At 52.4% G+C, this 24,259-nt stretch carries 22 protein-coding genes; 16 read left to right on the top strand and 6 right to left on the bottom strand.

What is annotated here, in order from left to right:
• Nucleotides 1-8 precede the first annotated feature (8 nt).
• The 3 genes from phbB to ABFZ84_RS03365 all read left to right on the top strand — a co-directional run bounded on the left by phbB (nt 9) and on the right by ABFZ84_RS03365 (nt 2,254).
• A complete protein-coding gene (gene phbB / locus ABFZ84_RS03375; protein ID WP_369312501.1) occupies nt 9-734 on the top strand; it encodes an acetoacetyl-CoA reductase in 726 nt (241 codons plus the stop codon).
• Between the two features lie 117 nt (nt 735-851).
• Entirely contained in the window at nt 852-1,715 is an 864-nt protein-coding gene (locus tag ABFZ84_RS03370; RefSeq protein WP_369312500.1) for a DUF4908 domain-containing protein, read from the top strand.
• 62 nt (nt 1,716-1,777) lie between these two features.
• Nucleotides 1,778-2,254 (top strand): hypothetical protein, encoded by a 477-nt coding sequence (locus ABFZ84_RS03365; RefSeq protein WP_369312499.1) that lies wholly within the window; start codon nt 1,778-1,780, stop codon nt 2,252-2,254.
• Here the strand turns inward: ABFZ84_RS03365 and ABFZ84_RS03360 are convergent.
• A complete protein-coding gene (locus ABFZ84_RS03360; protein ID WP_369312498.1) occupies nt 2,251-2,895 on the bottom strand; it encodes a MarC family protein in 645 nt (214 codons plus the stop codon). The two genes, ABFZ84_RS03365 and ABFZ84_RS03360, sit on opposite strands and share 4 nt — an antisense overlap.
• 147 nt (nt 2,896-3,042) lie before the next feature.
• Between ABFZ84_RS03360 and ABFZ84_RS03355 the strand changes: the two genes are divergently transcribed.
• Nucleotides 3,043-4,950, top strand: coding sequence for a LysM peptidoglycan-binding domain-containing protein (locus ABFZ84_RS03355; RefSeq protein ID WP_369312497.1), 1,908 nt, complete (start codon nt 3,043-3,045; stop codon nt 4,948-4,950).
• Between the two features lie 92 nt (nt 4,951-5,042).
• Here ABFZ84_RS03355 and groL read toward each other — a convergent pair whose 3' ends face one another.
• Both groL and ABFZ84_RS03345 read right to left on the bottom strand, forming a co-directional pair.
• Entirely contained in the window at nt 5,043-6,704 is a 1,662-nt protein-coding gene (groL, locus tag ABFZ84_RS03350) for a chaperonin GroEL (protein ID WP_369312496.1), read from the bottom strand.
• 30 nt (nt 6,705-6,734) lie between these two features.
• Nucleotides 6,735-7,022: a co-chaperone GroES gene (locus tag ABFZ84_RS03345; protein ID WP_369312495.1), complete on the bottom strand. Its 288-nt coding sequence runs from the start codon at nt 7,020-7,022 to the stop codon at nt 6,735-6,737.
• A gap of 372 nt (nt 7,023-7,394) precedes the next feature.
• Here ABFZ84_RS03345 and ABFZ84_RS03340 point away from each other — a divergent pair, with 372 nt between their 5' ends.
• From ABFZ84_RS03340 to ABFZ84_RS03305, 8 genes are all read left to right on the top strand, one after another.
• The gene (locus tag ABFZ84_RS03340; RefSeq protein WP_369314534.1) at nt 7,395-8,060 is read left to right on the top strand and encodes an OmpA family protein; all 666 of its coding nucleotides are present in this window, start codon (nt 7,395-7,397) and stop codon (nt 8,058-8,060) included.
• A gap of 201 nt (nt 8,061-8,261) precedes the next feature.
• Entirely contained in the window at nt 8,262-9,332 is a 1,071-nt protein-coding gene (locus ABFZ84_RS03335; RefSeq protein WP_369312494.1) for an EAL domain-containing protein, read from the top strand.
• Between the two features lie 81 nt (nt 9,333-9,413).
• Complete coding sequence (locus tag ABFZ84_RS03330; protein ID WP_369312493.1) at nt 9,414-10,265, top strand: TIGR01459 family HAD-type hydrolase; 852 nt, start codon at nt 9,414-9,416, stop codon at nt 10,263-10,265.
• Nucleotides 10,259-11,152 (top strand): bifunctional riboflavin kinase/FAD synthetase, encoded by an 894-nt coding sequence (locus tag ABFZ84_RS03325; protein WP_369312492.1) that lies wholly within the window; start codon nt 10,259-10,261, stop codon nt 11,150-11,152. Before ABFZ84_RS03330 ends, ABFZ84_RS03325 begins: the two co-directional genes overlap by 7 nt.
• A gap of 110 nt (nt 11,153-11,262) precedes the next feature.
• The gene (locus ABFZ84_RS03320; RefSeq protein ID WP_369312491.1) at nt 11,263-12,006 is read left to right on the top strand and encodes a hypothetical protein; all 744 of its coding nucleotides are present in this window, start codon (nt 11,263-11,265) and stop codon (nt 12,004-12,006) included.
• A gap of 294 nt (nt 12,007-12,300) precedes the next feature.
• A complete protein-coding gene (ileS, locus tag ABFZ84_RS03315; protein ID WP_369312490.1) occupies nt 12,301-15,192 on the top strand; it encodes an isoleucine--tRNA ligase in 2,892 nt (963 codons plus the stop codon).
• Nucleotides 15,189-15,749 (top strand): signal peptidase II, encoded by a 561-nt coding sequence (gene lspA / locus ABFZ84_RS03310; RefSeq protein WP_369312489.1) that lies wholly within the window; start codon nt 15,189-15,191, stop codon nt 15,747-15,749. The genes ileS and lspA overlap by 4 nt, the downstream gene beginning before the upstream one ends.
• An 87-nt stretch (nt 15,750-15,836) precedes the next feature.
• Nucleotides 15,837-16,397, top strand: a complete 561-nt coding sequence (locus ABFZ84_RS03305) for a DUF3035 domain-containing protein (RefSeq protein ID WP_369312488.1) — start codon at nt 15,837-15,839, stop codon at nt 16,395-16,397.
• 117 nt (nt 16,398-16,514) lie between these two features.
• On the opposite strand, the gene ABFZ84_RS03300 is transcribed toward ABFZ84_RS03305, so the two are convergent.
• The 3 genes from ABFZ84_RS03300 to ABFZ84_RS03290 form a co-directional block, all read right to left on the bottom strand.
• Nucleotides 16,515-16,919 (bottom strand): hypothetical protein, encoded by a 405-nt coding sequence (locus ABFZ84_RS03300; protein ID WP_369312487.1) that lies wholly within the window; start codon nt 16,917-16,919, stop codon nt 16,515-16,517.
• 239 nt (nt 16,920-17,158) lie between these two features.
• Nucleotides 17,159-17,923 carry a helix-turn-helix transcriptional regulator gene (locus ABFZ84_RS03295; protein WP_369312486.1) on the bottom strand — a complete coding sequence of 255 codons (765 nt, stop codon included), beginning with the start codon at nt 17,921-17,923 and terminating at the stop codon, nt 17,159-17,161.
• A 103-nt stretch (nt 17,924-18,026) separates the two neighbouring features.
• Nucleotides 18,027-18,749 carry a helix-turn-helix transcriptional regulator gene (locus tag ABFZ84_RS03290; protein WP_369312485.1) on the bottom strand — a complete coding sequence of 241 codons (723 nt, stop codon included), beginning with the start codon at nt 18,747-18,749 and terminating at the stop codon, nt 18,027-18,029.
• 227 nt (nt 18,750-18,976) lie between these two features.
• On the opposite strand from ABFZ84_RS03290, the gene mutL reads away from it, so the two are divergent.
• The 4 genes from mutL (at nt 18,977) to lepA (ending at nt 24,244) form a co-directional block, all read left to right on the top strand.
• Entirely contained in the window at nt 18,977-20,884 is a 1,908-nt protein-coding gene (gene mutL / locus ABFZ84_RS03285; RefSeq protein ID WP_369312484.1) for a DNA mismatch repair endonuclease MutL, read from the top strand.
• Between the two features lie 39 nt (nt 20,885-20,923).
• Nucleotides 20,924-21,607, top strand: coding sequence for a nitroreductase family protein (locus tag ABFZ84_RS03280; protein ID WP_369312483.1), 684 nt, complete (start codon nt 20,924-20,926; stop codon nt 21,605-21,607).
• A 180-nt stretch (nt 21,608-21,787) separates the two neighbouring features.
• Complete coding sequence (gene mscL / locus ABFZ84_RS03275) at nt 21,788-22,213, top strand: large conductance mechanosensitive channel protein MscL (RefSeq protein ID WP_369312482.1); 426 nt, start codon at nt 21,788-21,790, stop codon at nt 22,211-22,213.
• 231 nt (nt 22,214-22,444) lie between these two features.
• Nucleotides 22,445-24,244 carry a translation elongation factor 4 gene (lepA, locus tag ABFZ84_RS03270; protein ID WP_369312481.1) on the top strand — a complete coding sequence of 600 codons (1,800 nt, stop codon included), beginning with the start codon at nt 22,445-22,447 and terminating at the stop codon, nt 24,242-24,244.
• Nucleotides 24,245-24,259 lie beyond the last annotated feature (15 nt).

The raw sequence follows: 24,259 nt of genomic DNA, 5'->3' as shown, positions 1-24,259 counted from the left end.
GAAGGCAAATGGGTAAGACAGCTATTGTGACCGGCGGAACACGCGGCATTGGGCGCGCAATTTCATTGGCGCTGAAAGACAAAGGGTTCACAGTTGCCGCCAGTTATGCAGGCAATGATGATGCCGCTGCAGCGTTTAAAGCAGAAACCGGCATAGGCGTTTATAAATGGGATGTGGGTGATTACGAGGCGTGTAAAGCCGGTGTTGCGGAGGTGGAAGCAGCGCAAGGCAACACAGATGTTCTCGTGAATAATGCGGGCATCACGCGCGACGGATTTTTTCATAAAATGACACCGGGCCAATGGTCCGAAGTGATCCGCGCAGACCTCGATTCTGTTTTCAATATGAGCCATCAGGTTTTTCCCGGTATGCGCGAGCGCGGTTATGGGCGCATTGTCAACATATCGTCGATCAACGGCCAAAAGGGCCAGATGGGCCAAACAAATTACTCTGCGGCAAAAGCAGGTATGCTCGGGTTTACCCGTGCTTTGGCGCAAGAAGGCGCACGCAAGGGCGTGACAGTGAACGCCGTTGCCCCCGGCTATATCGCCACTGAAATGGTGGCCGCGCTTGACGAAAAAGTTCTTCAGAGCATCGTCGCGCAGGTTCCTGTGGGGCGCCTTGGTACGCCAGAAGAAATCGGGGCGAGCGTTGCCTTTTTGGCCGACGAAAACGCCGGTTTCATTACGGGCGCGGTTTTGACGGCGAATGGTGGCCAGTACTTTGCTGCCTAACGGCAAAAAAGCCTGATTTTATATGGCTTCGTGACCGGTTTAGGCTGGAGCGAAGCCATTTTTTCACCAAATTCAACTCCTATATTCCCATTGGAACATAAACCCGTAGGATCTAATTTGCCCCCTTTGTTGCCTCGCCATTTTCTGATCGCATCGCTTGCTCTGCTCACGGCGGGCGGGATCAGTGTTGATGCGCGCGCGGCGGAGCGCTCGACCTTTTTAGCGCAGGCGGACAATCCGTTTAACAGTCTGGTGGGTAAGCGCCGGGAAAAATCAAAAGAACGCCGCCAGCAAGCCGGTGCGGTCGAGCGCTATGTGTTGGCAGGTGACGGTCGAATTTTTCTGTTTGAGGAGCGCGGCGCAACCGCAAGGGTGCGATTCCTTTGCGAAGCCGATGACCAGCGGATCGATTGTGCGCTAGATGATACGGCACCCTCGCCAGAGATTTATCAGCTCAATGCTATTCGCGGGCCGCGGGGCGATGTGATTTATAAAAATGCTCAAGGGGAGACGTTGCTGCGGATCGCAGCTTATGGCGGTGCGACGGTGTTTTGGCCGGGCGAGATTCAAGGAACGGCAGCCTCAAAATCTTTTGGTGACGACCATACCTTGTCACTTGTGTTCGAAGATCGACAAGTAGCCACAATGCGCGCCCAAAGCGCAGCAGCGCATATTAGCGCAAAAACTGGTGCTCCAATTTTGTTTGATATTAGCGCCGCACCGCGAGCGTCGGGCAGCAACTCGGCTGTGCTGGCCGATGCGGTTCTAACGGCCGCTAAAGGTATCGCGCGTGTGGCGAAGGACCCCACGGGTGCGCGAGTGATTGCGGCTCGGATCAAGAAAGTCGCGTTTGCGCCGGGCAAGACCGCCAATGTGCGGCTTGATGGGGCTGTGTTGGTGATCGTTTATGTCCCAAATTTAGACATCGATGGGCGGCCGTCATCATCAGAAATTGCATATTTCCTCGAAGAAAGTTTGTGACGTAGCCTAAAATTCCGATGCCGGTTAGGATTTAGACAGGATTATGTCTTAAAAGAGCCGCATTGGAGCAACATTATTTTCTCATGCAACTATCAGCTGTAGCATATCGATTTCTCGCCTCCCGGACAGCCGCCGCTATTTTGGCGGCCCTTCTGTCGGGTGGTTGTGTGCTGGCTGTGTCTTCGGTTGCCGAGGCGCAATCTCTGCGCGAGATCCGTGAGCAAGAGCAGGAAGAAAAAGCTCTAGACCGGGAAGCTGCCTTTACACAATCCGTATGCGGTATGAAATTTCAAACTGTGATTGAGTGGCGCTCTGCGGCGAACTGGCCTGAGGGTGTGAGTATCGCGTCTTCATGTGATGGTGCGCTGGGCGCGCTCGAAGCGGCTTGCCGCAAAGGCAATGCCCCGCGTGTGAGTCGGTTCGTGTGTGCAGGGGATGGTGCCGGTGCTTCTTATCGCGGCGGTACGTTGCGATATGGCGCAAGCCCCGGCGACAACGGGTTTTCAGACACTAAAGCTGTTCTGGATAGCGCGAACTAAGCGGCGCTGATTTGTTCGAGAATACCAACCCGAATTCCGTCAAATACATATTGTGTAGATAACGCCATCAACAACATGCCGAGTAATCGGGTGATCGCGTTCATGCCGGTGCGGCCTAGTGCGTCACCAATACGGCTGGCAAAAGACATCATCAAAACGGCAATACCCAAAACGATTACAACGGCCACCATGGCGGCACCCTTTTCGATCATTGCTGTATCGGGACCCATGACCAGCATGATGGTTGCGATTGCGCCGGGGCCGGCAAGCATCGGAATGGAAAGAGGGAAGAAGGCGATATTGTCCCGTGCTGATGCCTTGGGGCCGGGGGTTTTGGCTTGGGTTTCGCTGTCGGGATCAAAGAACATCCGAAAGCCCATAATAAACAAGATGATGCCCATAGCGGCGCGAAATGCATCCAGCGAGACTCCAAGATGATGTAGTAACGCATTCCCGGCGAAGCCAAAAAACACTAAAATTAGAATTGAATAGAACGCGGCCATCAACGCGATGCGAAGCCGTTCGCGCGGAAGTTCATCCTTCGTCAGAGACGCAAAAATAGGCGTCACGAGGATTGGATCAATCACGATGAACAATGTGACGAATGACGCCACAAAAGTCGGCAATAATTCAGCAATCATAAGCTTTTCCTTAGCGGCCTTTTGCCTAACGGCATGGCCGGACGCAAGCGCAAATCGAAGCCTAAGACGTTTCACAGGTCGGAACAAATGCCAACCCACTGTGTTTGGTTATCAAGAAGTTAACCATGTTGACGCTGTGGAGAGGGAATGATGACGATGGAACACCCAACCAAAGCGCTCGTGTGCGGCAAGGACCCGCGCAAAGTTTTGACCTTGAGTGCTAAATTTTTTGGTGCGAGCGTAGTCGCCATGAGCGCGGTCGCGTGTGCAAGCAGTAACGATTATCGGTATAGCGACCAATATGAGCCTTATGGAAGTGGCTATGAAAATGTCCGGTATGACGAAAGTAACCGGACTGATAGGCGAAGTTTTAACGGCATTAATGGTGCGCGTGTCGCCCACCGGCTTTATGGTGATGCGCGCGCGGAACGCGTTGACGGGGATTGTGAAGCCCGTGTCAACATTGAGCGCGGCGAGACGATTTCCGATATTGCTGAATATTGTGACGTCCCGGTCGCAGCATTAATCGACGTAAACCCGCAAATTAGGAATCCACGGGCCGTATCAGCGGGTGAATTAATTCGGGTGCCCAACGTGCGAGGAACTGTTTACGAAGGCTCGTCCCGCCAAAACATACGCTATTCAGACGATTACATTCAGGCAAGCGTGATCGAAACTGACCGAGACGACCGGAATTATTATGTGGTTCGCCGTGGCGACACGCTTGGTGAAATTGCGAGCCAGTTTGATATTTCTCTACGCGAGATTCGGCGTTTAAACGGAAATATTGATCCCTATGCGTTGCAAGTCGGGGAGCGAATTTATCTGCCTCGGTATGCCCAAATAGACCCGCGTCAACGCGAGCGGCGTGACTACGTTCATTATAAAAATGAACCGCCATTGGTCTCAATTTCGCCGGCCCTTGGGCCGCGCGATGGGAAGATCAGGGTGATCGGTGAGAATTTCCGACAAGGTGAGCAAGTCACCGTGTTTTTCGGTAAGGACAAGAACAATCTAACCAAGCTGAAAATGGTGGAATCTGATGGGGACGGACGGATAGACGAATATATTCGTCTGCCTGACGAGTACCAAAATGAACGAGCCTATTTCGGTCTGCGACCTAATAATTATGACGGTTATTTCATGACCGAGGCATACGCCATTGACGCGAGTGACAGCCGAAAAAATTATGCCCGCGCGCGTACGCATGTCGTTCGTGATGGAGAAAGCCTCGCGTGGTTGGCGCAGCGTTACGACGTCAGTATGTGGGAGCTTAGAGACGTAAACCCCAACATAAACTTTGCGGATTTACGTCGAGGCCAACGGGTGCGCTTGCCGCAATCGGCACATGACGGCGTGTTTGGTGGCGATGATCCGGTGATGTCTGCGGTTCAGACCAGCGTCTACTACGATGATCAAATTACCCTTGCCGCAGAAGGGTTTCCGGCCAGTACACCGGTCACCATTTATGGGGGCGACAATCGCAATAGCCTTGAAAAGGTGTCTGAAGTTCGCAGTGGCCCGCGCGGAAAGTTTGTTGCTGATGTCGATGTTCCGGACAATGTTTCAGGCCAGACAGCATTATTCGTAGCGGCTATCGAAGATGGGCCACGTACAATATTTAGTGAGCGCGTACGCGTTGTGACACGTGATGCCAATCGTGTTTCACAGCGCGCGATAGAGCCGCAAGACGCAGGCTATGTCCGTGCTAATTCTCCTCAAAAAATTGAGCGGGGCCGAGAAAATAACCGGAATTGGTTTTCTCGTTTTCGCAAAACCAGAAACGATGATTATGTTGGCGGCGTGACACCTAGTCCTACGGGCGGCGTTGATAGCGCCGGACAGGCGGCAGTTGTTGGAATTTTGACGGACGAAGGAAAAAAATGTCCGGCGATGCGCGATGATGCAGGAAACCTGTTCACGCTGCTTGGTGACATGGAAGGTTTCGACGATGGTGATCGCATATTGGTTCGCGGGTCCGTTCAGGCAGATGACCGGATTTGTGGCCAGGCCGAAACTATCCAAGTCTTCGCAATAGAATCTGCGCCTTGGTAATTATAGCCTCACGTTTTTGCGAACAAAAAAACGGCGGCTCAAAAGAGCCGCCGTTTCTTTTTACGCAACTAAACTTATAGAGCGCGGGTGGCTTACATCATGCCGCCCATTCCGCCCATTCCGCCCATGCCGCCCATGTCAGGCATGCCGCCGCCAGCAGGTGCGCCATCTTTCTTCGGCGCTTCAGCAACCATGGCTTCGGTTGTGATCAACAGACCAGCAACAGACGCTGCGTCCTGAAGGGCATGACGAACAACTTTGGCTGGATCAACAATACCAGCTGCGATGAGATCGCAATATTCGTCAGTCTGCGCATTGAAGCCGAACTTGTTGTTGTCTTGCTCGTTGAGCTTGCCAACGACAATCGAACCTTCGCCGCCAGCGTTTTTAACGATCTGGCGGATCGGCGCTTCAAGCGCTTTGCGGATGATGTTGATACCAGCAGTCTGGTCAGGGTTTTCGCCTTTTGTATCCGCGAGTGAGCGAACAGCGAACAGTAGTGCAGAACCACCACCTGGGACGATGCCTTCTTCAACAGCAGCGCGTGTTGCGTTTAGAGCGTCATCAACGCGGTCTTTGCGTTCTTTCACTTCTACTTCGCTTGCGCCACCGACTTTGATTACAGCAACACCGCCAGCGAGTTTTGCTAGACGTTCTTGCAGTTTTTCACGGTCGTAATCTGAAGTTGTTTCTTCAATTTGACGACGGATTTGACCGGTACGTGCTTCGATGTCAGCTTTGTTGCCAGCGCCGTCAACGATTGTTGTATCATCTTTGTTGATGGATACTTTTTTCGCAGTGCCGAGCATGTCGAGCGTTACGTTCTCTAGTTTGATGCCGAGGTCTTCGGAGATAACCTGACCACCAGTAAGAACAGCAATGTCTTCGAGCATTGCTTTACGACGATCGCCAAAGCCTGGAGCTTTTACAGCAGCGATTTTCAGACCGCCACGGAGTTTGTTGACGACCAAAGTTGCGAGGGCTTCGCCTTCGACGTCTTCTGCAATGATAAGCAGTGGACGGCTTGACTGAACAGCAGCTTCGAGAAGCGGAAGCATTGACTGAAGATTGCTGAGTTTTTTCTCGTGAAGAAGGATGTACGGATCTTCGAGATCAGCAACCATCTTGTCAGCATTGGTGATGAAGTATGGTGAAAGGTAACCGCGGTCGAACTGCATGCCTTCAACGACTTCAAGTTCGGTTTCAAGCGATTTTGCTTCTTCAACCGTGATGACGCCTTCATTGCCGACTTTGTCCATGGCTTTGGCAATCATTTCGCCAATTTCTTTTTCGCCATTCGCAGAGATCGTACCGACCTGAGAAATCTCGTCAGATGAAGCAATCTTTGTTGCGTGTGCTTTGATGTCTGCGACAACTTTAGTCACGGCGAGATCGATACCGCGCTTAAGGTCCATCGGGTTCATGCCAGCAGCAACAGCTTTTGCGCCTTCTTTAACGATAGCTTGAGCAAGAACGGTCGCAGTTGTGGTACCGTCGCCAGCTTCGTCATTCGTGCGAGAAGCAACTTCGCGCACCATCTGTGCGCCCATGTTTTCAAACTTATCTTCAAGTTCGATTTCTTTTGCGACCGATACACCGTCTTTGGTGATGCGTGGGGCACCAAAAGATTTTTCGATGACGACGTTACGACCTTTAGGGCCGAGCGTCACTTTTACAGCGTTTGCGAGGACATCAACGCCGCGTAGCATTTTGTTGCGCGCATCGACGTCGAATTTGACTTCTTTAGCAGCCATTTATGCGTCTCCTAAATTAAATTGAATGGGTTAGTCGATGATCCCGAGGATGTCCGACTCTTTCATAATCAACAGGTCTTCGCCGTCGATTTTGACTTCAGAACCCGACCATTTGCCGAAAAGGATTTTATCCCCAGCTTTAACGTCGAGCGGAACGATTTCGTTATCGTCGCCACGAGCACCTGTGCCACAAGCAACGACTTCGCCTTGCTGTGGTTTCTCTTTTACGGTGTCGGGGATAATGATGCCGCCTGGTGTTTTCGCGTCTTCTTCGATACGACGGACCAGCACGCGGTCATGGAGAGGCCGAAAAGCCATAACAAACGTCTCCCTAGGTTGATATGTTAATAAAAACAACCGATTAAAAACAAAAAACAGAACGGCGACGCCGCCTGTTAGCAGTCACCTTCGGCGAGTGCTAGCGCGGATTTAGGGAGGCAGCGGCCAACCGTCAAGGCCCCTAATGGCGTCCTTTTTCAGAATTTTTCGACTAATCTCGGTGGAAAATTCTCGGAAGCGTCAGATTGTGCAACTTTTGCCGCAATTACGTGTTTTTAATTCTCGCCGAACGACAATAACGCCATATTGCCGACACGACCTGGTGGTAATTCGCCGGGTCTCGGCTGACGTGGGGGTCTTTCACTAGACACATGCGTTACGAATTTGTCTGCGCAAGGCGCGAAAGGAAGAATTATGCGGAAAGCACTCATTATCGGAGCCATCGCGGTTTTCGCGGTTGGTTGTACTACAAACCCTTACACGGGCGAACAACGCGCCAGCCGTACAGTAACTTCAGGTGCCGGCGGTGCCGCAGCGGGCGCAGCGGCGGGCGCAATTATTGGTGCGATTGCGGGTGATGCCGGAAAAGGTGCGTTGATCGGCGCGGGTGTTGGTGCAGCAGCGGGCGTCGGTATTGGCGTCTATCAGGACCGTCAACAGGCCAAATTGCGCGAACGTCTAGCGAATTCAGGTGTTTCGGTGACCCGTGACGGCGACAATATCCGCCTAAACATGCCCTCAGACATCACGTTCGGGACTAATCAGTCAGATATTACGCCTGGGTTCTATGAGACGTTGAATTCTGTGGCGTTGGTGCTCAAGGAATACAACAAGACCGCCGTCAGTGTTTATGGTCACGCCGATTCAACGGGGCCTGAAGCCTATAACCAGACACTATCGGAACGTCGTGCATTGTCGGTTTCAAATTATCTGGCGGCGCAGGGTGTAATGCCCGGGCGCTTGCGCGCGGTTGGTTTTGGTGAATCTCGCCCTATCGCGGATAACAACACTGATTATGGACGGACAGCGAACCGCCGGGTGGAAATCATTATCGATCCGATAGAGGCGCAGTTCTAATCGGATGTGCCTTGCCGCTTTTCGCGGCGTTAATATTTTAGTAACGCCGGACATCATTGTGTGTCCGGCGTTTTTTTTAATTGAAGCTGATTTCGTTGCGGAGAATTAAGCGCTTTTAAAGAGACTTTTCTTAAAAATGTTCGGGTTGAAATGCGTAAGGGAGAGCGCGTTCAGATGGATCGTCAGAAACGAGGCGCGGACATGAATTTTCGGCAGAAGAGCTCACGATATAGCGGGGCCGTCCTGTTTACCGCAGGCATCGCCGGTGCAATTTTGGTTGTTGCTAGTATTTCCTCCGGGTTTCGACCGGAGATCGAAATTTGGTTAGCGACCGCATTGGTCGTGTCAATCATCCTACATGCGCGTGCCGGATTTGCGCTCAGCCGCGCCCAGCAAGAATTAGAAATGCTGCGGGGGTTGGTGGACAAATTCCAACCAGCGCGGCGCAAGGCGCAACCGGATTTGGCGTTTGAACCTGCGAGCGACGTCAGTGAAAACGATGCGGATGTGCTGAAAGAAGTGCAAAACGCGATCGAAAATGACCGCATTGATTTATATCTTCAGCCGATCGTTAGCCTGCCTCAGCGCAAGCTGCGTTACTACGAAGCCTTTTCGCGTCTTCGCAAAGCCGACGGAGATGTTTTACGCCCCGCAGATTATATTGATGCGGCGGAGCGGGCGAACCGCATTGGCGTTATCGACAATATGATTTTATTGCGGGCCGTACAGGCGCTGCGCCAGTTCGACCCAATGAACAGTCAACATCGGATTTTCTGCAACCTGTCTCCTGCAACAATTTTCGACAATGACTTTTTCACGCGCTTTACCGATTATCTCGATGCGAACGAAGATTTGGCGCATCGGTTGGTTTTTGAATTTACCTATCCTGCGGTTGAGATGATGCATGACCGGGTACGCACGAATCTCGAAGCCATCGCAAAGCGTGGTTATGCGTTTTCTGTGGACCATATTCGTCGTTTTGATCTCGACTGGGCGGCGCTGCGCGCAAAGAATTTCCGTTATGTAAAAGCATCGAGCGCTATGTTGCTGGCCGAAAGCAGCAAGGGCGATGAAGGGCGCAAGTGTGTTCATCAGTTCAAACAGGCGCTCTTTGACAATGGAATCGACCTGATTGTCGAGAAAATCGAATATGAATCAAAAATGCCTCATATTCTTGAACTCGGCATAGATTATGGTCAGGGGACACTGTTTGGTGTTCCGCAGATTGCGACGCAATTTACGGTAAAAGAACCTGTACGCGCGGTGGCCTAGGCCGCGCGCGTCAATCGGGCAACGGTCAATCCGCTTCCGACGCTTGACCGTCGAGGCCTACGGCCTTATCGCCCATGCCCTGTGAAACAGATACCGATCATTTCATCCTTCGGCGCGCTCGCTGAGCGCTATGACGCCCTCCTGTGTGACGCGTGGGGTGTTATCCATGATGGGGTGACGCTTTTCCCGGGCGTTGCAGACGCTTTGACGCGCTTTCACGAAAATTGCGGTCCGGTGATCATTCTGACCAATGCCCCGCGCCCTTCGTCGGTTATTCCGCCGCAACTTGCCCGATTGGGCCTGCCGAAAGCGGCGGTTGACGGGATTGTGACCTCTGGCGACGCGACGCGCGCGGCCATCGTGGCCAGGCTTCCTGCGCCTGCATTTCGGTTGGGTCCATCAAAGGATGATGCGCTTTTCCAGGGGCTGGATATTGATTTTCGGCCCGTTGAAGAAGCCGAGTTTGTCATCTGTACTGGCATGATCGACGACCAAAATGACCAGCCTGAGGATTATCGGGAGTTGCTTTCAAAAGCTGCGCAACGGCGCTTGCCGATGATTTGCGCTAACCCGGATATTGTCGTGAACTGGGGTGGGCGGATGATCTGGTGCGCTGGCGCGCTTGCTGAAATCTATGCGGAATTTGGTGGCGAGGTGATTTTCGGCGGCAAGCCCCATGCGCCAATTTATGATTTGGCGTTGGAAAAGGTTGATGAATTACGCGGTCAAAAGACTGCAAAAAACCGTATCCTTGCTGTGGGCGATGGCCTTAAAACAGATATTCTTGGTGCAAATAAACAGGATATAGATGTGTTGTTGATTGCGGGTGACGGCGGCATACATGATGGCGCGACCGATAGTGCGTCGATTGCAGCTCAGCTCGACGTAGCAGGTGTAACCGCAGTGGCAGCAGCTGAGGCGTTAACGTGGTAAAACCGATCATTGCAGCCGTTGGGAATTTTGATGGTGTCCATCGTGGGCACCAATATCTTTTGGCTGAGACAGCAAAATTCGCCCATGAACATGATGCGGCACCAGGCGTGGTTTGTTTCGATCCACATCCGCGTCGATATTTCCGCCCAAATGATCCACCATTCTTGCTGACCCTGCCCGAACAACGAAACGCATTGCTACGTCAGTATGGTGCAAAAGAAATCTATTCTCTGGCTTTTGACGAAGCGTTGGCGGCGATGCCGCCAAAACAGTTCATAGAAGGTGTATTGAAAGATAAGTTAGGGCTCGCGGGCGTTGTTGCGGGGGCTGATTTTCGGTTTGGCGCCGGGCGGGCCGGTGATGGTGCGATGCTTGAAAACCGCGGCGAGGACATCGGTCTTGCGGTCAAGTTGGTTGAAACAATTTCAAAAGATTCGAGTACAGATAAATTTGGATCCAGTGCAGTGCGCAAGGCATTGCTCGATGGTGACGTTGCGCGCGCGGCGGAGATTTTAGGGCGCCCTTGGTCGGTTGTCGCAACCGTTGAGGAAGGTCGCAAGCTAGGCCGGACAATCGGGTTTCCGACGGCGAATATGAGCTTGGGAGAGATCATTGCGCCGCGTCAGGGTGTCTATGCATGCCGCGCATCTGTTGGCGGGAAAACCTATGAAGCAGTTTCAAATTTTGGGCGCCGCCCAACCGTTGGGGCAGAGTCACCTTTGCTTGAAACAAACTTTTTTGATTTTGACGGTGATCTTTACGGCAAGGAAATTGAAGTCGAATTTATCGCCTTTTTGCGTGAAGAGAAAAAGTTCAATGGTCTTGATGAGTTAAGTGCGCAAATCGCCCAAGATTGTAAGCAGGCTAAAGAAATTTTGAGCCGTTAAGCTCGCACAAATGTGCGTTGTACCGCCACATTCTCGACAATTTTCGTGATAAAATGAAAATTCAAACGAATACCCCGTGCTTTTCGCACGCGGGTGGCGGAGGTTGTGTAATGACGATTGGCAAATCCAAAAATAAAAAGGCGCGGAAATTAACGCTGGCGGTGGCTGCGGTCACAATGGTGTTTGGCGCCGGCGCAACCTCGATGGCGGGTAGCAATGTCAGCATCGGGTATTCAAGCGGTTATTACGGTGGCGGTGGATATTACAATGCCGGGTACAGCCATTATAACCGTGGTCATTATCGCGGCCACCGCCATCATCGACGCCACCATCGGCGTCATCACCGAGGCGGTGGTGGTGGAAAAGGCGCTGCGATTGCCCTTGGCGTAATTGGCGGTGCGATCATTTTGAACGAGCTTGCCGAGAACAGAGCCGAAGATCGCGCCCGCGATCGTTATTACGAAGACCGTTATCACCGTAATGCCTATCGTGATGACCGGTATTATGACGACGGTTATTATGATGACCGTTATGCGGATCGGCGATATGACGATGCACCGGTTGATGATCCATATGATGATGAACTCGCTGGCGGTGATAATGCGCGTTACAGTAACGCTTACGGTGGTTCGTCTGCTGCGGCTTATCAAACCTGTCTTAATCAGGCCCGAGGCGCATTAGCGGAACGCGGCTTTGTGGTCACGGCGCCTTACCGCCCGGAAACCGTGGAAGATCGTGGTGACTCTTGGATGATGACCGCCACCGTGACCGCCCAGCGTGGCGGTGAGCGGTGGGCACGGGCCATGTCCTGCGAGGCGAGCGGCAGCCGGGTTTACCGGATGGAGCTGATCTAGCCCTATGCTGTCCCAAGCCCGGCCAATACTCGGTTGGTTGGTCTGGCGATAATTTTAGAAATTACGGCGGTTCAGTGCGCCCGCCCCCGTGACGGCGGCGGGCGTGCCTGTTATAGGGCTGTGATGATGGCTCATTTTCACTTTTCCATCGCGACCATTCCCATTCAGGTTGGGGCGCGAATTCTTTGCCCGGCTCGGCGTTGCCCTAGCATTCATGCTTAGGTAGCCGGGACCGGGGTTTGCTCACCTTTTTTGGCCCCTTTGGGGGCGATATGTTTAGAGAAGAGAAAAACGATGCCAGATGCATCGGCCGACGATGAAACCAAGGGCCGCGATTACAAAGACACATTGTTCCTCCCCAAAACCGAGTTCCCGATGCGGGCTGGTTTGCCTAAGCGTGAGCCACAATGGCTAAAACGCTGGGCGGATATGGGGCTTTATCAGCGCCTTCGTGAAGACGCGAAAGGCCGCAAAGGTTTCGTACTTCATGATGGGCCTCCCTATGCCAACGGGCATATCCATATGGGTACGGCACTGACCAAAATTCTTAAAGACCTGATCATTCGCTCAAAACAGATGACCGGATATAATGCCAATTTCGTTCCGGGGTGGGACTGTCACGGTTTGCCGATCGAATGGAAGGTCGAAGAAGAGTTCCGGGGTAATGGCCGCGCAAAGCGCGATGTTCCATCTTCTGAATTCCGGGCGGCATGTCGGATCTATGCCCAGAAATGGCTTGATGTTCAGCGTGATGAATTCAAACGCCTCGGTGGTGAGGGTGATTGGGATAATCCGTACACGACAATGGCGTTCGCATCCGAAGCACGCATCGCATCGGAGCTTCTGAAATTCGCAGAGGCCGGGCTTTTGTATCGTGGGTCAAAACCCGTGATGTGGTCGCCGGTTGAGCAAACCGCGCTCGCCGAGGCTGAAATCGAATATCACGACCATCAATCCACAACGATTTGGGTTAAATTCCCGCTTGAGAGCGGCGATTTTAAAGGCGCGTCGGTTGTGATTTGGACGACGACACCGTGGACGATCCCCGGCAATCGGGCGATCTGTTACGGGCCGAAAATGTCTTATGGCTTATACGAAGTTGTTGCCATGAAGGGCGACCTAGAGTTTGAGCCATGGTCCGCGCCGGGTGATCGATTGATCCTTTCTGATGCCCTCGCGGAAAGCGTACGCGAAGCGGGCTTGATCGAAGAATGGAAACGTGTGGGTGATGTGCCCGCAGAGGCCTTAAAAGACCGGCATTGTGCGCATCCGCTAAAAGGTTTTGGCGGCGGTTATGAATTTGACGTGCCGTTATTGGCCGGGGATCATGTGACCGACGAGGCGGGTACGGGGTTTGTGCACACTGCACCGGGCCATGGTCAGGACGATTATATTGCCTGGGTTAGCGCGTTCGGTACGCAGGTTGAGATTCCGCACACCGTGGATGAGTTCGGTGCTTATACGGATGAAGCGCCGGGCTTCACTGGCGAGCAGGTTCTTGTCATCGAAGGCAAGAAAAAGGGCAAAGACGGCGGTGCGAATAAGGCAGTGGTCGAGCAATTGATCGCCCACGGAAAGCTTTTGGCGCGCGGACGGATTAAACACTCTTACCCGCATTCTTGGCGCTCGAAAGCGCCGGTCATTTTCCGAAATACACCGCAATGGTTCATCGCACTTGATAAACCAACACAGAACGGCAAAACCCTGCGCGAGAATGCACTCAACGCTATCGACGAGACACAATTCACACCGCCGCAAGGGCGTAACCGAATTCGCACGATGGTCGAGGGACGGCCAGATTGGCTAATTTCACGCCAGCGCGCATGGGGTGTGCCCATCACGATCTTTGCACATAAAGAGACTGGCGAGGTTTTGGTCGATGATGCTGTGAATGGCCGCATCACTAGCGCCATTGCCGAAAAAGGTGCGGACGCGTGGTTTGATACGCCCGCAGCCGATTTCCTGGGCGCGGATTACGCGGTCGATGATTACGAGAAAGTCGACGACATCCTCGATGTTTGGTTCGATTCTGGCTCAACCCATGCTTTTGTGCTTGAGGATCGCCCCGATCTTCGTTGGCCTGCGGATATTTATTGCGAGGGGTCTGATCAGCATCGTGGTTGGTTCCAGTCTTCGCTGTTGGAAAGTTGTGGTACGCGCGGTCGCGCGCCCTATGGACATGTGGTGACCAACGGCTTTGTGGTTGATGGCGATGGCCGAAAAATGTCGAAATCTCTCGGCAATGTCATGGCTCCAGACCAGATCATCAAGCAGTATGGTGCAGAAATCATCCGTATATGGATGGCGAGTTCTGATTACACCGACGACCTTCGTGTGTCTGATGAAATCATCGGATCGTCCGTGGATGCTTATCGCAAATTGCGCAACACGATGCGTTATCTAATCGGTGCACTTTATGAGTTCAGCGACGACGAAAAAGTAACGCCGGCAGAAATGCCGGAGCTTGAGCGCTATATCCTACACCGGCTTTCTGTGCTCGATGAAGAAGTCCGTGCGGGCTACGACAAGCTTGATTTCAAAGGCGTTTGGCGCAAATGCCTCGACTTCGCTTCGCTGGAGCTGTCTGCGTTCTATCTCGATATTCGCAAAGATAGTCTGTATTGCGATAGCCCCAATTCAACACGCCGGCGCGCAGCACGAACGGTGATGTCAGCGGTTTTTGACCGGTTGACCACATGGCTTGCGCCGATTTGCGTGTTCACCATGGAAGAGGCGTGGCTGGAACGGTATCCGTCTGAGGATGGTTCGGTTCATCTTCAGCAATTCCCCGACACCCCTGGTGAGTGGCGCGATGATGCGTTGGCTGCCAAGTGGCGCAAAATTCGCGATGTGCGCCGTGTTGTGACGGGCGCATTAGAGGTCGAGCGACGTGAAAAACGTATCGGTGCCAGCCTAGAAGCAGCGCCTGTTGCTTATGTGGCGGATCCGGAAATGTTGAACGCCTATAACGGGCTTGATCCTGCGGAGCTTTTTATAACCTCGGGCGCGACGTTAAGTGGTGACCCGGCCCCGGACAATGCCTTCCGTCTGGAGGGTGAGAGCATCGACATTGCGGTGGTCTCCCAAAAGGCCGCAGGTATCAAGTGTAAGCGCTGTTGGCGGATATTGCCCGAAGTTGACGTTGATCTTTGCAAGCGTTGTGATGATGTGGTGGAAAACGCATGAGCCAACGCCAGCTTTCGACCGGACTTTCGGGGGTGATCAAGCGCATGGCGGACTGGTGGTCCGTCGCGCGGCATAACCGATTATTTCTTTGGGGATTGATCGGGGCTGTCGTCATCGCGCTTTTAGACCAAGCGTCGAAATACTGGATTGTTCATGTGGTTGGCTTGCCGGAGATTGGCAAAATCGAAATCTCCGGCATTTTTGACCTGACCTATGTCGAAAACCGTGGCGCAAGCTTTGGTATGTTGTCGGGAATGCGCGTAATTCTATCCCTGATCTCTATCGGTGTGGCGGGCGCGCTGGCGTTCTGGCTGGGTCAGCTAAAGCGCGTCGTCGCTGCGGTTGGGGTTAGCTTTATCATTGGGGGCGCGCTCGGCAATCTCTATGACCGCATTGCTTATGGTTATGTCGTCGATTTTCTGGATTTTTCTGGACTGTATTTTCCGTGGGTTTTCAATATCGCCGATAGTGCGATCAATATTGGTATTGCGCTTTTGTTGTTTGATGCGTGGAAGACCCGCGATATGTCGTCATCCGATGAAAGCAAAGACGCCTAATACGGTGAATGGACGTTTGCGTGCGCCGCGCGCTTCGTTATAGTGCGCGTCCAGATGGGGCGCTTTGAGGCGTGGAGTATTTATTCGATGACATCTAATTCGGTTTTAAAATTGACATTCGCCGCTGCTGCGATCGCCATAATGACGAGTGGTTGCGGAATTGGCAAAGCGGTCGGCGGCGGGAAAAACGCGCCAGACGAGTTTGCTATCGCAACCAAAGCACCGCTGGTGGTTCCGCCTGATTATGCGTTGCGTCCGCCAAAGCCAGGTGAATCGCGCCCGCAAGAGCTTTCTCCTTCGGAACGCGCCCAGCAGGTTCTGCTTGGGGATTCGAATGCGCAACCGCCAACCGATGGCGAACAGTTATTGCTTCGTAAGGCGAATGCGCTAGGTGCAGATCCGTCGATCCGTACTGTGCTTGATGCTGAGAATGGCGGTCGCGGCGAAAAAGATCGCAGCCTCGCAAATCAGATCATGTTCTGGAATTTTATTGACGGTAAAGTCGATGATTCAGCGGCACCGCTTCAGGTTGATAATCCCGAGGCGTGGATGGCTGCGCGTGAAAAGGCAATCAAGTCAGTGATTGGCGAAGAAGGTAAGGTCGAAATCGACCAATCTAAAGCGCTTAAGCTTCCGGGCGTATTTTAACCGGCGCACTTCTCTGCACTCCTGAAACAGAAAAAACGCGGCTCTTTCAAGCCGCGTTTCTCCGCAAGACAATCAAGTTCGTGTCGGAATGGGGGGAGAAATAATTCCTCAACGTTCTTAATTGCTATGGTCGATGTCCTTTAGTGTGGAATTGTCGCTCAACATATCGGCGAGATCCCTAAAGGCAGAATAGGCGATAGCGTCTGCGCGATGCATGTCTTGCACTGGCTTGTCCAAATCCGGCGCATCCCAGCGCCACAGGGCGAGTTTATACATCAGGTCTTTAGCAGTTCGTGCGGGTAACGTGGCTGCAGTCCGAATGACCACGGTTTGCGCTTCAATTAGCCCTTCGATCCGCTTTGTTTCTTCTGGCGCATCGGAATTCGTATTCTGGGCGAGCGCGTTTTCTATTTTTTTGAACACAGCAAATAATTGCTGGTGGTGATCGGTCCGCTCTGCGGTTAGTGGCGCAGCGTGGGCTTGGATCGATTCAATCTCTTGGTTCAGACATGTGACGTTCATCGTGGCTCCCCCACTTTGAAGTTATTGGGATCCGCTCTCTATCAAATGCAATAACCCCTGTCTGTCACGTGAATAACCCACATAAATAGATCAAGTGTACTAATGTATCACCCTACAATAACACTACCTTAATTGGCGGCTTTTTGGAAGTATTTGTGATGAATGGCCGTTCATTGTTTTCTTACAGCGAATATACAGATATTTAGAGGGCTAAAAATTTTTAAATTAGTACGAGTGCACTAATTTTTATCCCCGACAATCAGCCCGTGGCGAGAGGCGGACATTGCGGCCTGGGGGCGAGAGTTTGAGCCAAGTTTTTCAAAGGCCCGGCTGACTAAGGTATTTATCGAACTTACGGAGAGATCCAGCGCCCGTGCAATTTCTTTGTTAGAAGAACCCTTGGCCACTTGGGCGATGACTTCCAGCTCTTTGGTAGAGAGCGGTTTGATGATGTGCTGCACCAACGGGTTGTCCGGCAGGGATGCGCCATGTCGTGCAAACATTTCGACAGCGCTTCGAATGCGACGAAACTCGTAGTCTGAAATCTGGTCAGTAGAATGCGGAAAGCCCATCGAAACATAAAGAATGCGCCCCGGACGTGTGAGGACTTTCATTGAAATACCGTCGGGAATACCGTGATCGGCCATTTGTTGAAGGAGTTCCTTCATAACCGGAATCTCGGTATATTCCTTTTTATATTGGCTATATGTCACGGGTACAGACGAAGCTAAGGCCGCTCGGGCAATTGGGTCGACGGCCATGCACGCATTTTCATTATAGAAGTTCAGTATACTTTCTGGAAATGTGCAATGAATAGGGGTCAATAAGGTTGGTTCGTCATACTGCCCATACGCAAAAGCAAAAACATAGCTCGCGACGGCACCGCAATCGGCAACAAATTCATCAAACAGGGACAAGAGTTGCGCCACGCTACTGCGTGTCGCGATCAGGCTGCTTAGTCCACTTATGGTTTTAATATCTGGCATATAGTCCGGGTTAATCATTTCGGGCCGCGGTTTTTAAGCAAAACGCAGCGAGGAGTCACGCAACAAAACCGTATCTGCCTGAGACTAAACGCCTCATTCTTTGGCAGGTTTAAGCCTCAGTCTATGGCAGAATTAAGCCCTGACCGACGCCAGTGAGCGCCGCTTCGACACGGGACGTCACGCCTAGTTTTTCAAAACATCGACGGACAATGGTATCGGTTGTATTGGGGGAAACGCCCAATACGGTACTTATCGCTGTATTACTCTTGCCTCGCGCGATCAGCTCTAAGACCTGAACTTCCCGCACGGACAATTTTTGAGCAGGCTTCTTTTCTGTGATTTCATTGTATCTAATATGCATATGCTGACAGATTGCTTGCAATTCAAGTAGGTCAGCGCGGGAGAGTTTTACCTCCTTTGCTCCTTTTTTGCCTAGGCAAAAATGTGCGATTTCACCGGGGCGAGCATAAACAGGAACGCCAATGCTGTTATGAATACCAGCAGTATCAAGATCTTCTAAAAATGACTGCTGCTCTGGTGTTAAATTGCTGCGCGCGGAGATCTCTGCGATGTAAAATGGCAAAGCGTTTTTGCGCGCTTCCTCGGCAACCGGATCAATTTCGAAATAGTCAGATTCGATATAGGTCTGGTTCCACGAAGAGGGCAGGGTATTTATCGGAAACGCTGTCTCAATCGGGATTTTTCGAAAATTGTCAGCCACATAATGATAGCTGATCATGTCAAAGCCATATTGCTTCATAAATTGAATAAAGTATCGCTTAAGGGTCGCGCGATCAGTAATGTATAGTGTGTCATGAATGAAGGCGTCTATGTCGTCGCGCAAAGAAACACCTCCCTGAATAACTCTTTTTTCTTTTGAATTGACCTTAAACTCTTACACTATTCTTGTAAAAAAGGTTCCGCACAAAACGGCAAGCCTGCGCGGGTCACACATATCTTATGGCGCGAAGCCGAGTTATGCTATCCATAATGAACCGATGGGTGTAAATATTTTGATTTTTGGTGCTGCTGGGGTGTTTGCGGTGTGCGCCGACTTTGCCATAAACGATTATGACCAATCACGCAGTTTCAAACTCAGAATCTTCCCCAACGCCAAGCGATAGTGGGCGTGCAGGGGCAATACACCGTTTGCCGCCAGGGGCTGTAAACCGGATTGCGGCTGGTGAAGTCATTGAACGCCCGGCCGCAGCGGTAAAAGAGCTGGTTGAAAACGCCTTAGACGCTGGCGCAAGTCGGATCGACATAGAGGTTGAGCATGGCGGAAAATCGCGTCTTGTGGTCGTGGATGATGGCTGTGGAATGTCGCCTGCTGATTTACAGCTTGCCGTAGAGCGCCACGCGACGTCCAAACTGCGGCCCGGCACCGATGGTGATTACGACCTCATGAACATTGCAACGATGGGCTTTCGCGGCGAGGCATTGCCATCGATTGGGGCGGTGGCGCGCTTGTCGATGACCTCAAGGGCGAAATCCGAAACGCCGGTTGATGCGTGGAGCCTTTCTGTCGAGGGTGGTGCGCTTTCCGGGCCAGCGCCTGCGGCGTTTGGTGGATATGGAACCCGCATCGAAGTGCGTGATTTGTTTTATGCCACTCCTGCGCGGTTAAAGTTTTTGAAGTCCGACCAAGCCGAGACGACAGCGATTGGTGAAATCGCGCGGCGCCTTGCGATGGCGCGTCATGACGTGGCGTTCACTTTGACATCGTCGGGGCGCAAAATTTTGAACCTCGCAGCAGAGACACCCGATGAAGATGGCAGGTTGAAGCGACTGTCAGCGATCATGGGACGTGATTTTGCTGAGAATGCGTTAGCGATTAACGCTGAACGCGACGGCGCACGGGTGACGGGGTTTGCCGGTCTGCCGACATTTAATCGCGGCTTGCCGGACAAGCAATTTTTATTCGTGAACGGACGGCCAGTGCGCGATAAGTTAATTGTTGGGGCGGTGCGCGGGGCATATGCAGATTTTCTGGCGCGTGACCGGCACCCGGCTGTGGCGCTTTTCCTCGACCTTCCGGCTGAGCTTGTAGACGTCAATGTGCACCCAGCAAAAACCGAGGTTCGGTTTCGCGACGCCGGCAGCGTGCGCGGCCTGTTGGTAAGCGCTTTGCGTCACGCGCTGGCAGCGGCAGGGCATCGGGCATCGACAACGGTTAGCAATTACGCCTTGGGCCGTATGTCGCCGCAATCATCCGATAATATTGCGCCCTTTATGCCGCAATCACAGGGGTACTCTTCCGCGCCAAACCCGTTTCAACGGCAAGCACCCATGGCCGCCGAGCCGAACACTGGCTTGAACGACCCACAGCGGGCCTTTGACGAGACAAGCGTGCCCAGCGCACGCACCGAGCCGGAAATTCCGCGAACACCGCTGACTGATAAGCCTTTGGGGGCAGCGCGGGCGCAATTACACGAAACTTATATCGTCGCCCAGACGCAGGACGGTTTGGTCATTGTCGATCAGCATGCGGCACATGAGCGGCTTGTCTACGAGCGGATGAAATCGGCATTGGCCGACGGCGGCGTTGCTAGTCAGGGATTGTTGTTACCGGAGATTGTTGATCTGACAACGGATGAAGTCACTAGATTGGGGCCGAGGCTGGAAGAATTCGCTGGGCTGGGTTTGGTGATGGAGCGCTTTGGCGATGACGCGGTTATGGTTCGCGAAACGCCAGCGATGTTGGGCGAGGTTAATATAAAAGGGCTGGTGCAATCGCTTTGTGATGACCTCACGACGATTGGCGAGAGCCTCGCGCTTAAAGAGCGTCTCGAAGAAGTCTGTTCTTCAATGGCCTGCCATGGGTCAATTCGGTCTGGGCGGCGCTTGACCGGCGACGAGATGAACGCGCTTTTGCGCCAGATGGAGGCGACGCCCCATTCGGGCCAGTGTAATCACGGGCGACCAACCTATGTCGAGTTGAAGCTCGCGGATATTGAACGTCTGTTTGGTCGCCGATAAGGATCTTTTAATTGCGTGAGAACGCTGGAGAAAACACCCATGTCTGACGCGAAATTCACTACCCTAAAAGGACTAGGGCATTTTGATCGGCTTACGGACGAGGCTTCGTCGAAACACGCAGCTCGTTTTCTGGAAAAAATGAAAACCCGCCATACAGTACGCGAGTTTTCAAGCGATCCGGTGCCGCGAGAGATTATGGAAAGTTGTATTGCGGCGGCAGGTCTGGCACCGTCAGGGGCGAACCATCAACCGTGGTTTTTTGGTCTTGTCGGTGATCCAGCTGTAAAACGCGAAATCCGCTTGGCAGCCGAGGAAGAAGAGCGCGCATTTTATGGTGGGCGCGCGGGCGATGAATGGCTTGATGCCCTTGCGCCAATCGGTACCGACGCTGAAAAGCCGTTTCTCGAAAAAGCGCCGTGGCTTATCGCGGTGTTTGCACAACGACGTGGCGGCGTAGAATCCGGCATGGATAAAAAGAATTATTACATCAATGAAAGCGTTGGCATCGCCAGTGGCTTCTTGATTGCCGCTTTACACCAGGCCGGATTAAGCGTTTTGACTCATACGCCAAAACCAATGGGTTTCTTGAATGAAAAATTGGGTCGTCCGGCAACGGAGAAACCGTTTCTTCTTATCGTTGCGGGCTATCCAGTTGCTGAGGCAAAAGTTCCTCAACATGCGCTGACCAAGAAACCGCTAAAAGACATCATGAAAGTGTACTAGTGTGCGCCTTCTGTGTTTGCGGCAACCGCAAATCAGACTAGCACTTTTAGCCGATGATTCGGCCTGCTCGTGGTCGACCAGTGTTCAATGCAATGGTCGATTGCGGAAAACGCGGGGGGAGACCGAAAAACGGACGCAAATCGCAGCAATGGGCACGCGTTGAAAGAAGGGACCTGAGTTATGGGTATGATTAAAGAATTCAAAGAGTTTGCCGTTAAGGGCAATGTTGTCGACATGGCTGTCGGTATCATTATCGGTGGCGCATTTGGCACAATCGTCAAATCGTTGGTTGCTGATATTATTATGCCGCCAATTGGTCTTGCGCTGGGCGGCGTAGATTTCTCGGATCTTTTCGTCAATCTGACGGATATCAAATATGAAAGCCTTGCCGCAGCGCAAGAGGCCGGTGCACCAGTCATCGCTTATGGTAGCTTTATCAACAACGTCATTTCATTCCTGATTGTTGCATTCGCAGTCTTTTTGTTGATCAAAGGCATTAACAGCCTGAAGAAAAAAGAAGAAGAAGCGCCAGCAGAACCGGCAACACCGCCACGCCAAGAGGTTCTGCTCGAAGAAATTCGCGATGCTCTAAAGTCTCGCGCATAGAACGACCCCTACCAGTGAGAAGAAGCCCGGCTGCTAAATGCGGCCGGGTTTTTTTATGACGGTAATTGGGGGCGGAGCCACGGGAAAACCTCGATTCAATCCTATCTGGCGCTATGGAAGGGCGATTGTCGGCGGCGGGCCATTGTCCCCAAGCGCCGCCCCGTCTATATGCCTCGCTGGCCCAGCATTTCGTGCTGGGGTTTTCTTTGGCCCTTTGTTAAGTCCTGTCCTATGACGCCGCTCAAAAATATCCGTAACTTCTCTATCGTTGCTCATATTGACCACGGTAAATCCACCTTGGCTGATCGCCTGATCCAGTTCACAGGCGGTCTGACCGTGCGCGAGATGAAAAGCCAGGTGCTCGACTCGATGGAGCTTGAGCGCGAGCGCGGGATTACGATCAAGGCGCAGACGGTGCGGCTCAACTATACCGCCAAAGATGGCGAGACTTATGTTCTCAATCTGATCGACACGCCCGGTCACGTGGACTTCACCTATGAGGTTTCGCGCTCGCTATCCGCATGCGAAGGCGCGCTTTTGGTTGTTGATGCCAGCCAAGGTGTTGAAGCCCAGACCCTTGCCAATGTGTATCAGGCGATTGATGTGGATCTAGAGATTGTTCCTGTCCTGAATAAAGTCGACTTGCCGGCGGCAGATGTGGACCGCGTTAAGGCGCAAATCGAAGATGTGATTGGGATCGATTCATCTGAGGCGCTTGAAATTTCCGCAAAAACGGGCGTCGGCGTCGACGAGGTTCTAGAGGCGATTGTTACGCGCCTTCCTGCGCCATCGGGCGATGCGGAGGCACCGCTTAAAGCGTTGTTGGTTGATAGTTGGTATGACGCTTATCTTGGTGTTGTGGTTTTGGTTCGCGTCATCGACGGCACGATGAAAAAAGGTATGCGCATTCGAATGATGGGTGCGGAAGCCGTCTACACCATTGATCAGGTCGGCGTATCGACACCGAAAAAGACACCGGTCGCCGAACTCGGCCCCGGGGAAATCGGTTATTTAACGGCATCGATTAAAGAGGTGGCTGATACCAGCGTCGGTGACACCATTACCGATGATCGTCGACCGACAACGGAAATTCTTTCAGGATTTAAGCCATCTGTGCCCGTTGTTTTTTGTGGTATCTTCCCGGTTGACGCGAATGATTTCGAAGATCTTCGGGCGGCGATGGGCAAGCTACGCCTTAATGATGCGAGTTTCGAATTCGAGATGGAGACCTCGGCGGCGCTTGGTTTTGGTTTCCGTTGCGGCTTTTTGGGGCTTTTGCACCTAGAGATTATCCGCGAGCGGTTAGAACGAGAATTTAATCTCGATCTCATTACAACAGCCCCGAGCGTTGTTTATAATATTCACCAGACTGATGGTTCAATGGTCGAGCTGCACAATCCGGCGGACATGCCGGACCCGGTTCGGATTGATCACATCGAAGAGCCGTGGATTAAAGCAACGATTATGGCCCCCGACGAATATCTCGGCGGTATCTTGAAACTATGCGAAGAGCGGCGCGGCATTCAGCAAAACCTGACCTATGCGGGTACACGGGCGATGCTGGTTTATGAATTGCCGCTCAACGAGGTCGTGTTTGATTTCTACGACCGGCTGAAATCCGTCTCGCAGGGTTACGCGAGTTTTGATTATCAGATCACAGACTATCGCCCCGGAAATCTCGTTAAAATGCAGGTTCTTGTGAATGACGAGCCGGTTGATGCGTTGTCGATTGTTGTCCATAGCGACAAGGCCCAGAACCGTGGCCGGGCGATGTGTGAAAAGCTAAAAGACCTGATCCCGCGCCACATGTTTAAAATTCCGATTCAGGCCGCTATCGGTGGCCGGGTGATTGCGCGGGAAACCATTTCGGCGATGCGCAAAGACGTGACGGCGAAATGTTACGGCGGTGATGCGTCGCGTAAGCGAAAACTACTCGACAAGCAAAAAGCGGGTAAAAAGAAAATGCGCCAGTTTGGCCGGGTCGAAATTCCGCAAGAGGCGTTCATCAAAGCGCTAAAAATCGATAATTGATCGCTGCGAAGCTTT

Origin of the sequence: Hyphococcus lacteus, assembly GCF_041058985.1 — a bacterium.
Classification (GTDB): domain Bacteria; phylum Pseudomonadota; class Alphaproteobacteria; order Caulobacterales; family Parvularculaceae; genus Hyphococcus; species Hyphococcus lacteus.
The sequence above is the reverse complement of the archived record's forward strand: the minus strand, read 5'-3'. Positions and strand labels throughout refer to the sequence as shown.

Excerpts from the sequence above, each read along its gene's own strand:
- phbB (WP_369312501.1), top strand. The coding sequence starts at position 9 with ATGGGTAAGACAGCTATTGTGACCGGCGGAACACGCGGCATTGGGCGC.
- ABFZ84_RS03360 (WP_369312498.1), bottom strand. The coding sequence starts at position 2,895 with ATGATTGCTGAATTATTGCCGACTTTTGTGGCGTCATTCGTCACATTG.
- ABFZ84_RS03355 (WP_369312497.1), top strand. The coding sequence starts at position 3,043 with ATGATGACGATGGAACACCCAACCAAAGCGCTCGTGTGCGGCAAGGAC.
- groL (WP_369312496.1), bottom strand. The coding sequence starts at position 6,704 with ATGGCTGCTAAAGAAGTCAAATTCGACGTCGATGCGCGCAACAAAATG.
- ABFZ84_RS03345 (WP_369312495.1), bottom strand. The coding sequence starts at position 7,022 with ATGGCTTTTCGGCCTCTCCATGACCGCGTGCTGGTCCGTCGTATCGAA.
- ABFZ84_RS03335 (WP_369312494.1), top strand. The coding sequence starts at position 8,262 with ATGAATTTTCGGCAGAAGAGCTCACGATATAGCGGGGCCGTCCTGTTT.
- ABFZ84_RS03320 (WP_369312491.1), top strand. The coding sequence starts at position 11,263 with ATGACGATTGGCAAATCCAAAAATAAAAAGGCGCGGAAATTAACGCTG.
- ileS (WP_369312490.1), top strand. The coding sequence starts at position 12,301 with ATGCCAGATGCATCGGCCGACGATGAAACCAAGGGCCGCGATTACAAA.
- lspA (WP_369312489.1), top strand. The coding sequence starts at position 15,189 with ATGAGCCAACGCCAGCTTTCGACCGGACTTTCGGGGGTGATCAAGCGC.
- ABFZ84_RS03305 (WP_369312488.1), top strand. The coding sequence starts at position 15,837 with ATGACATCTAATTCGGTTTTAAAATTGACATTCGCCGCTGCTGCGATC.
- ABFZ84_RS03300 (WP_369312487.1), bottom strand. The coding sequence starts at position 16,919 with ATGAACGTCACATGTCTGAACCAAGAGATTGAATCGATCCAAGCCCAC.
- ABFZ84_RS03295 (WP_369312486.1), bottom strand. The coding sequence starts at position 17,923 with ATGATTAACCCGGACTATATGCCAGATATTAAAACCATAAGTGGACTA.
- mutL (WP_369312484.1), top strand. The coding sequence starts at position 18,977 with ATGACCAATCACGCAGTTTCAAACTCAGAATCTTCCCCAACGCCAAGC.
- ABFZ84_RS03280 (WP_369312483.1), top strand. The coding sequence starts at position 20,924 with ATGTCTGACGCGAAATTCACTACCCTAAAAGGACTAGGGCATTTTGAT.
- mscL (WP_369312482.1), top strand. The coding sequence starts at position 21,788 with ATGGGTATGATTAAAGAATTCAAAGAGTTTGCCGTTAAGGGCAATGTT.
- lepA (WP_369312481.1), top strand. The coding sequence starts at position 22,445 with ATGACGCCGCTCAAAAATATCCGTAACTTCTCTATCGTTGCTCATATT.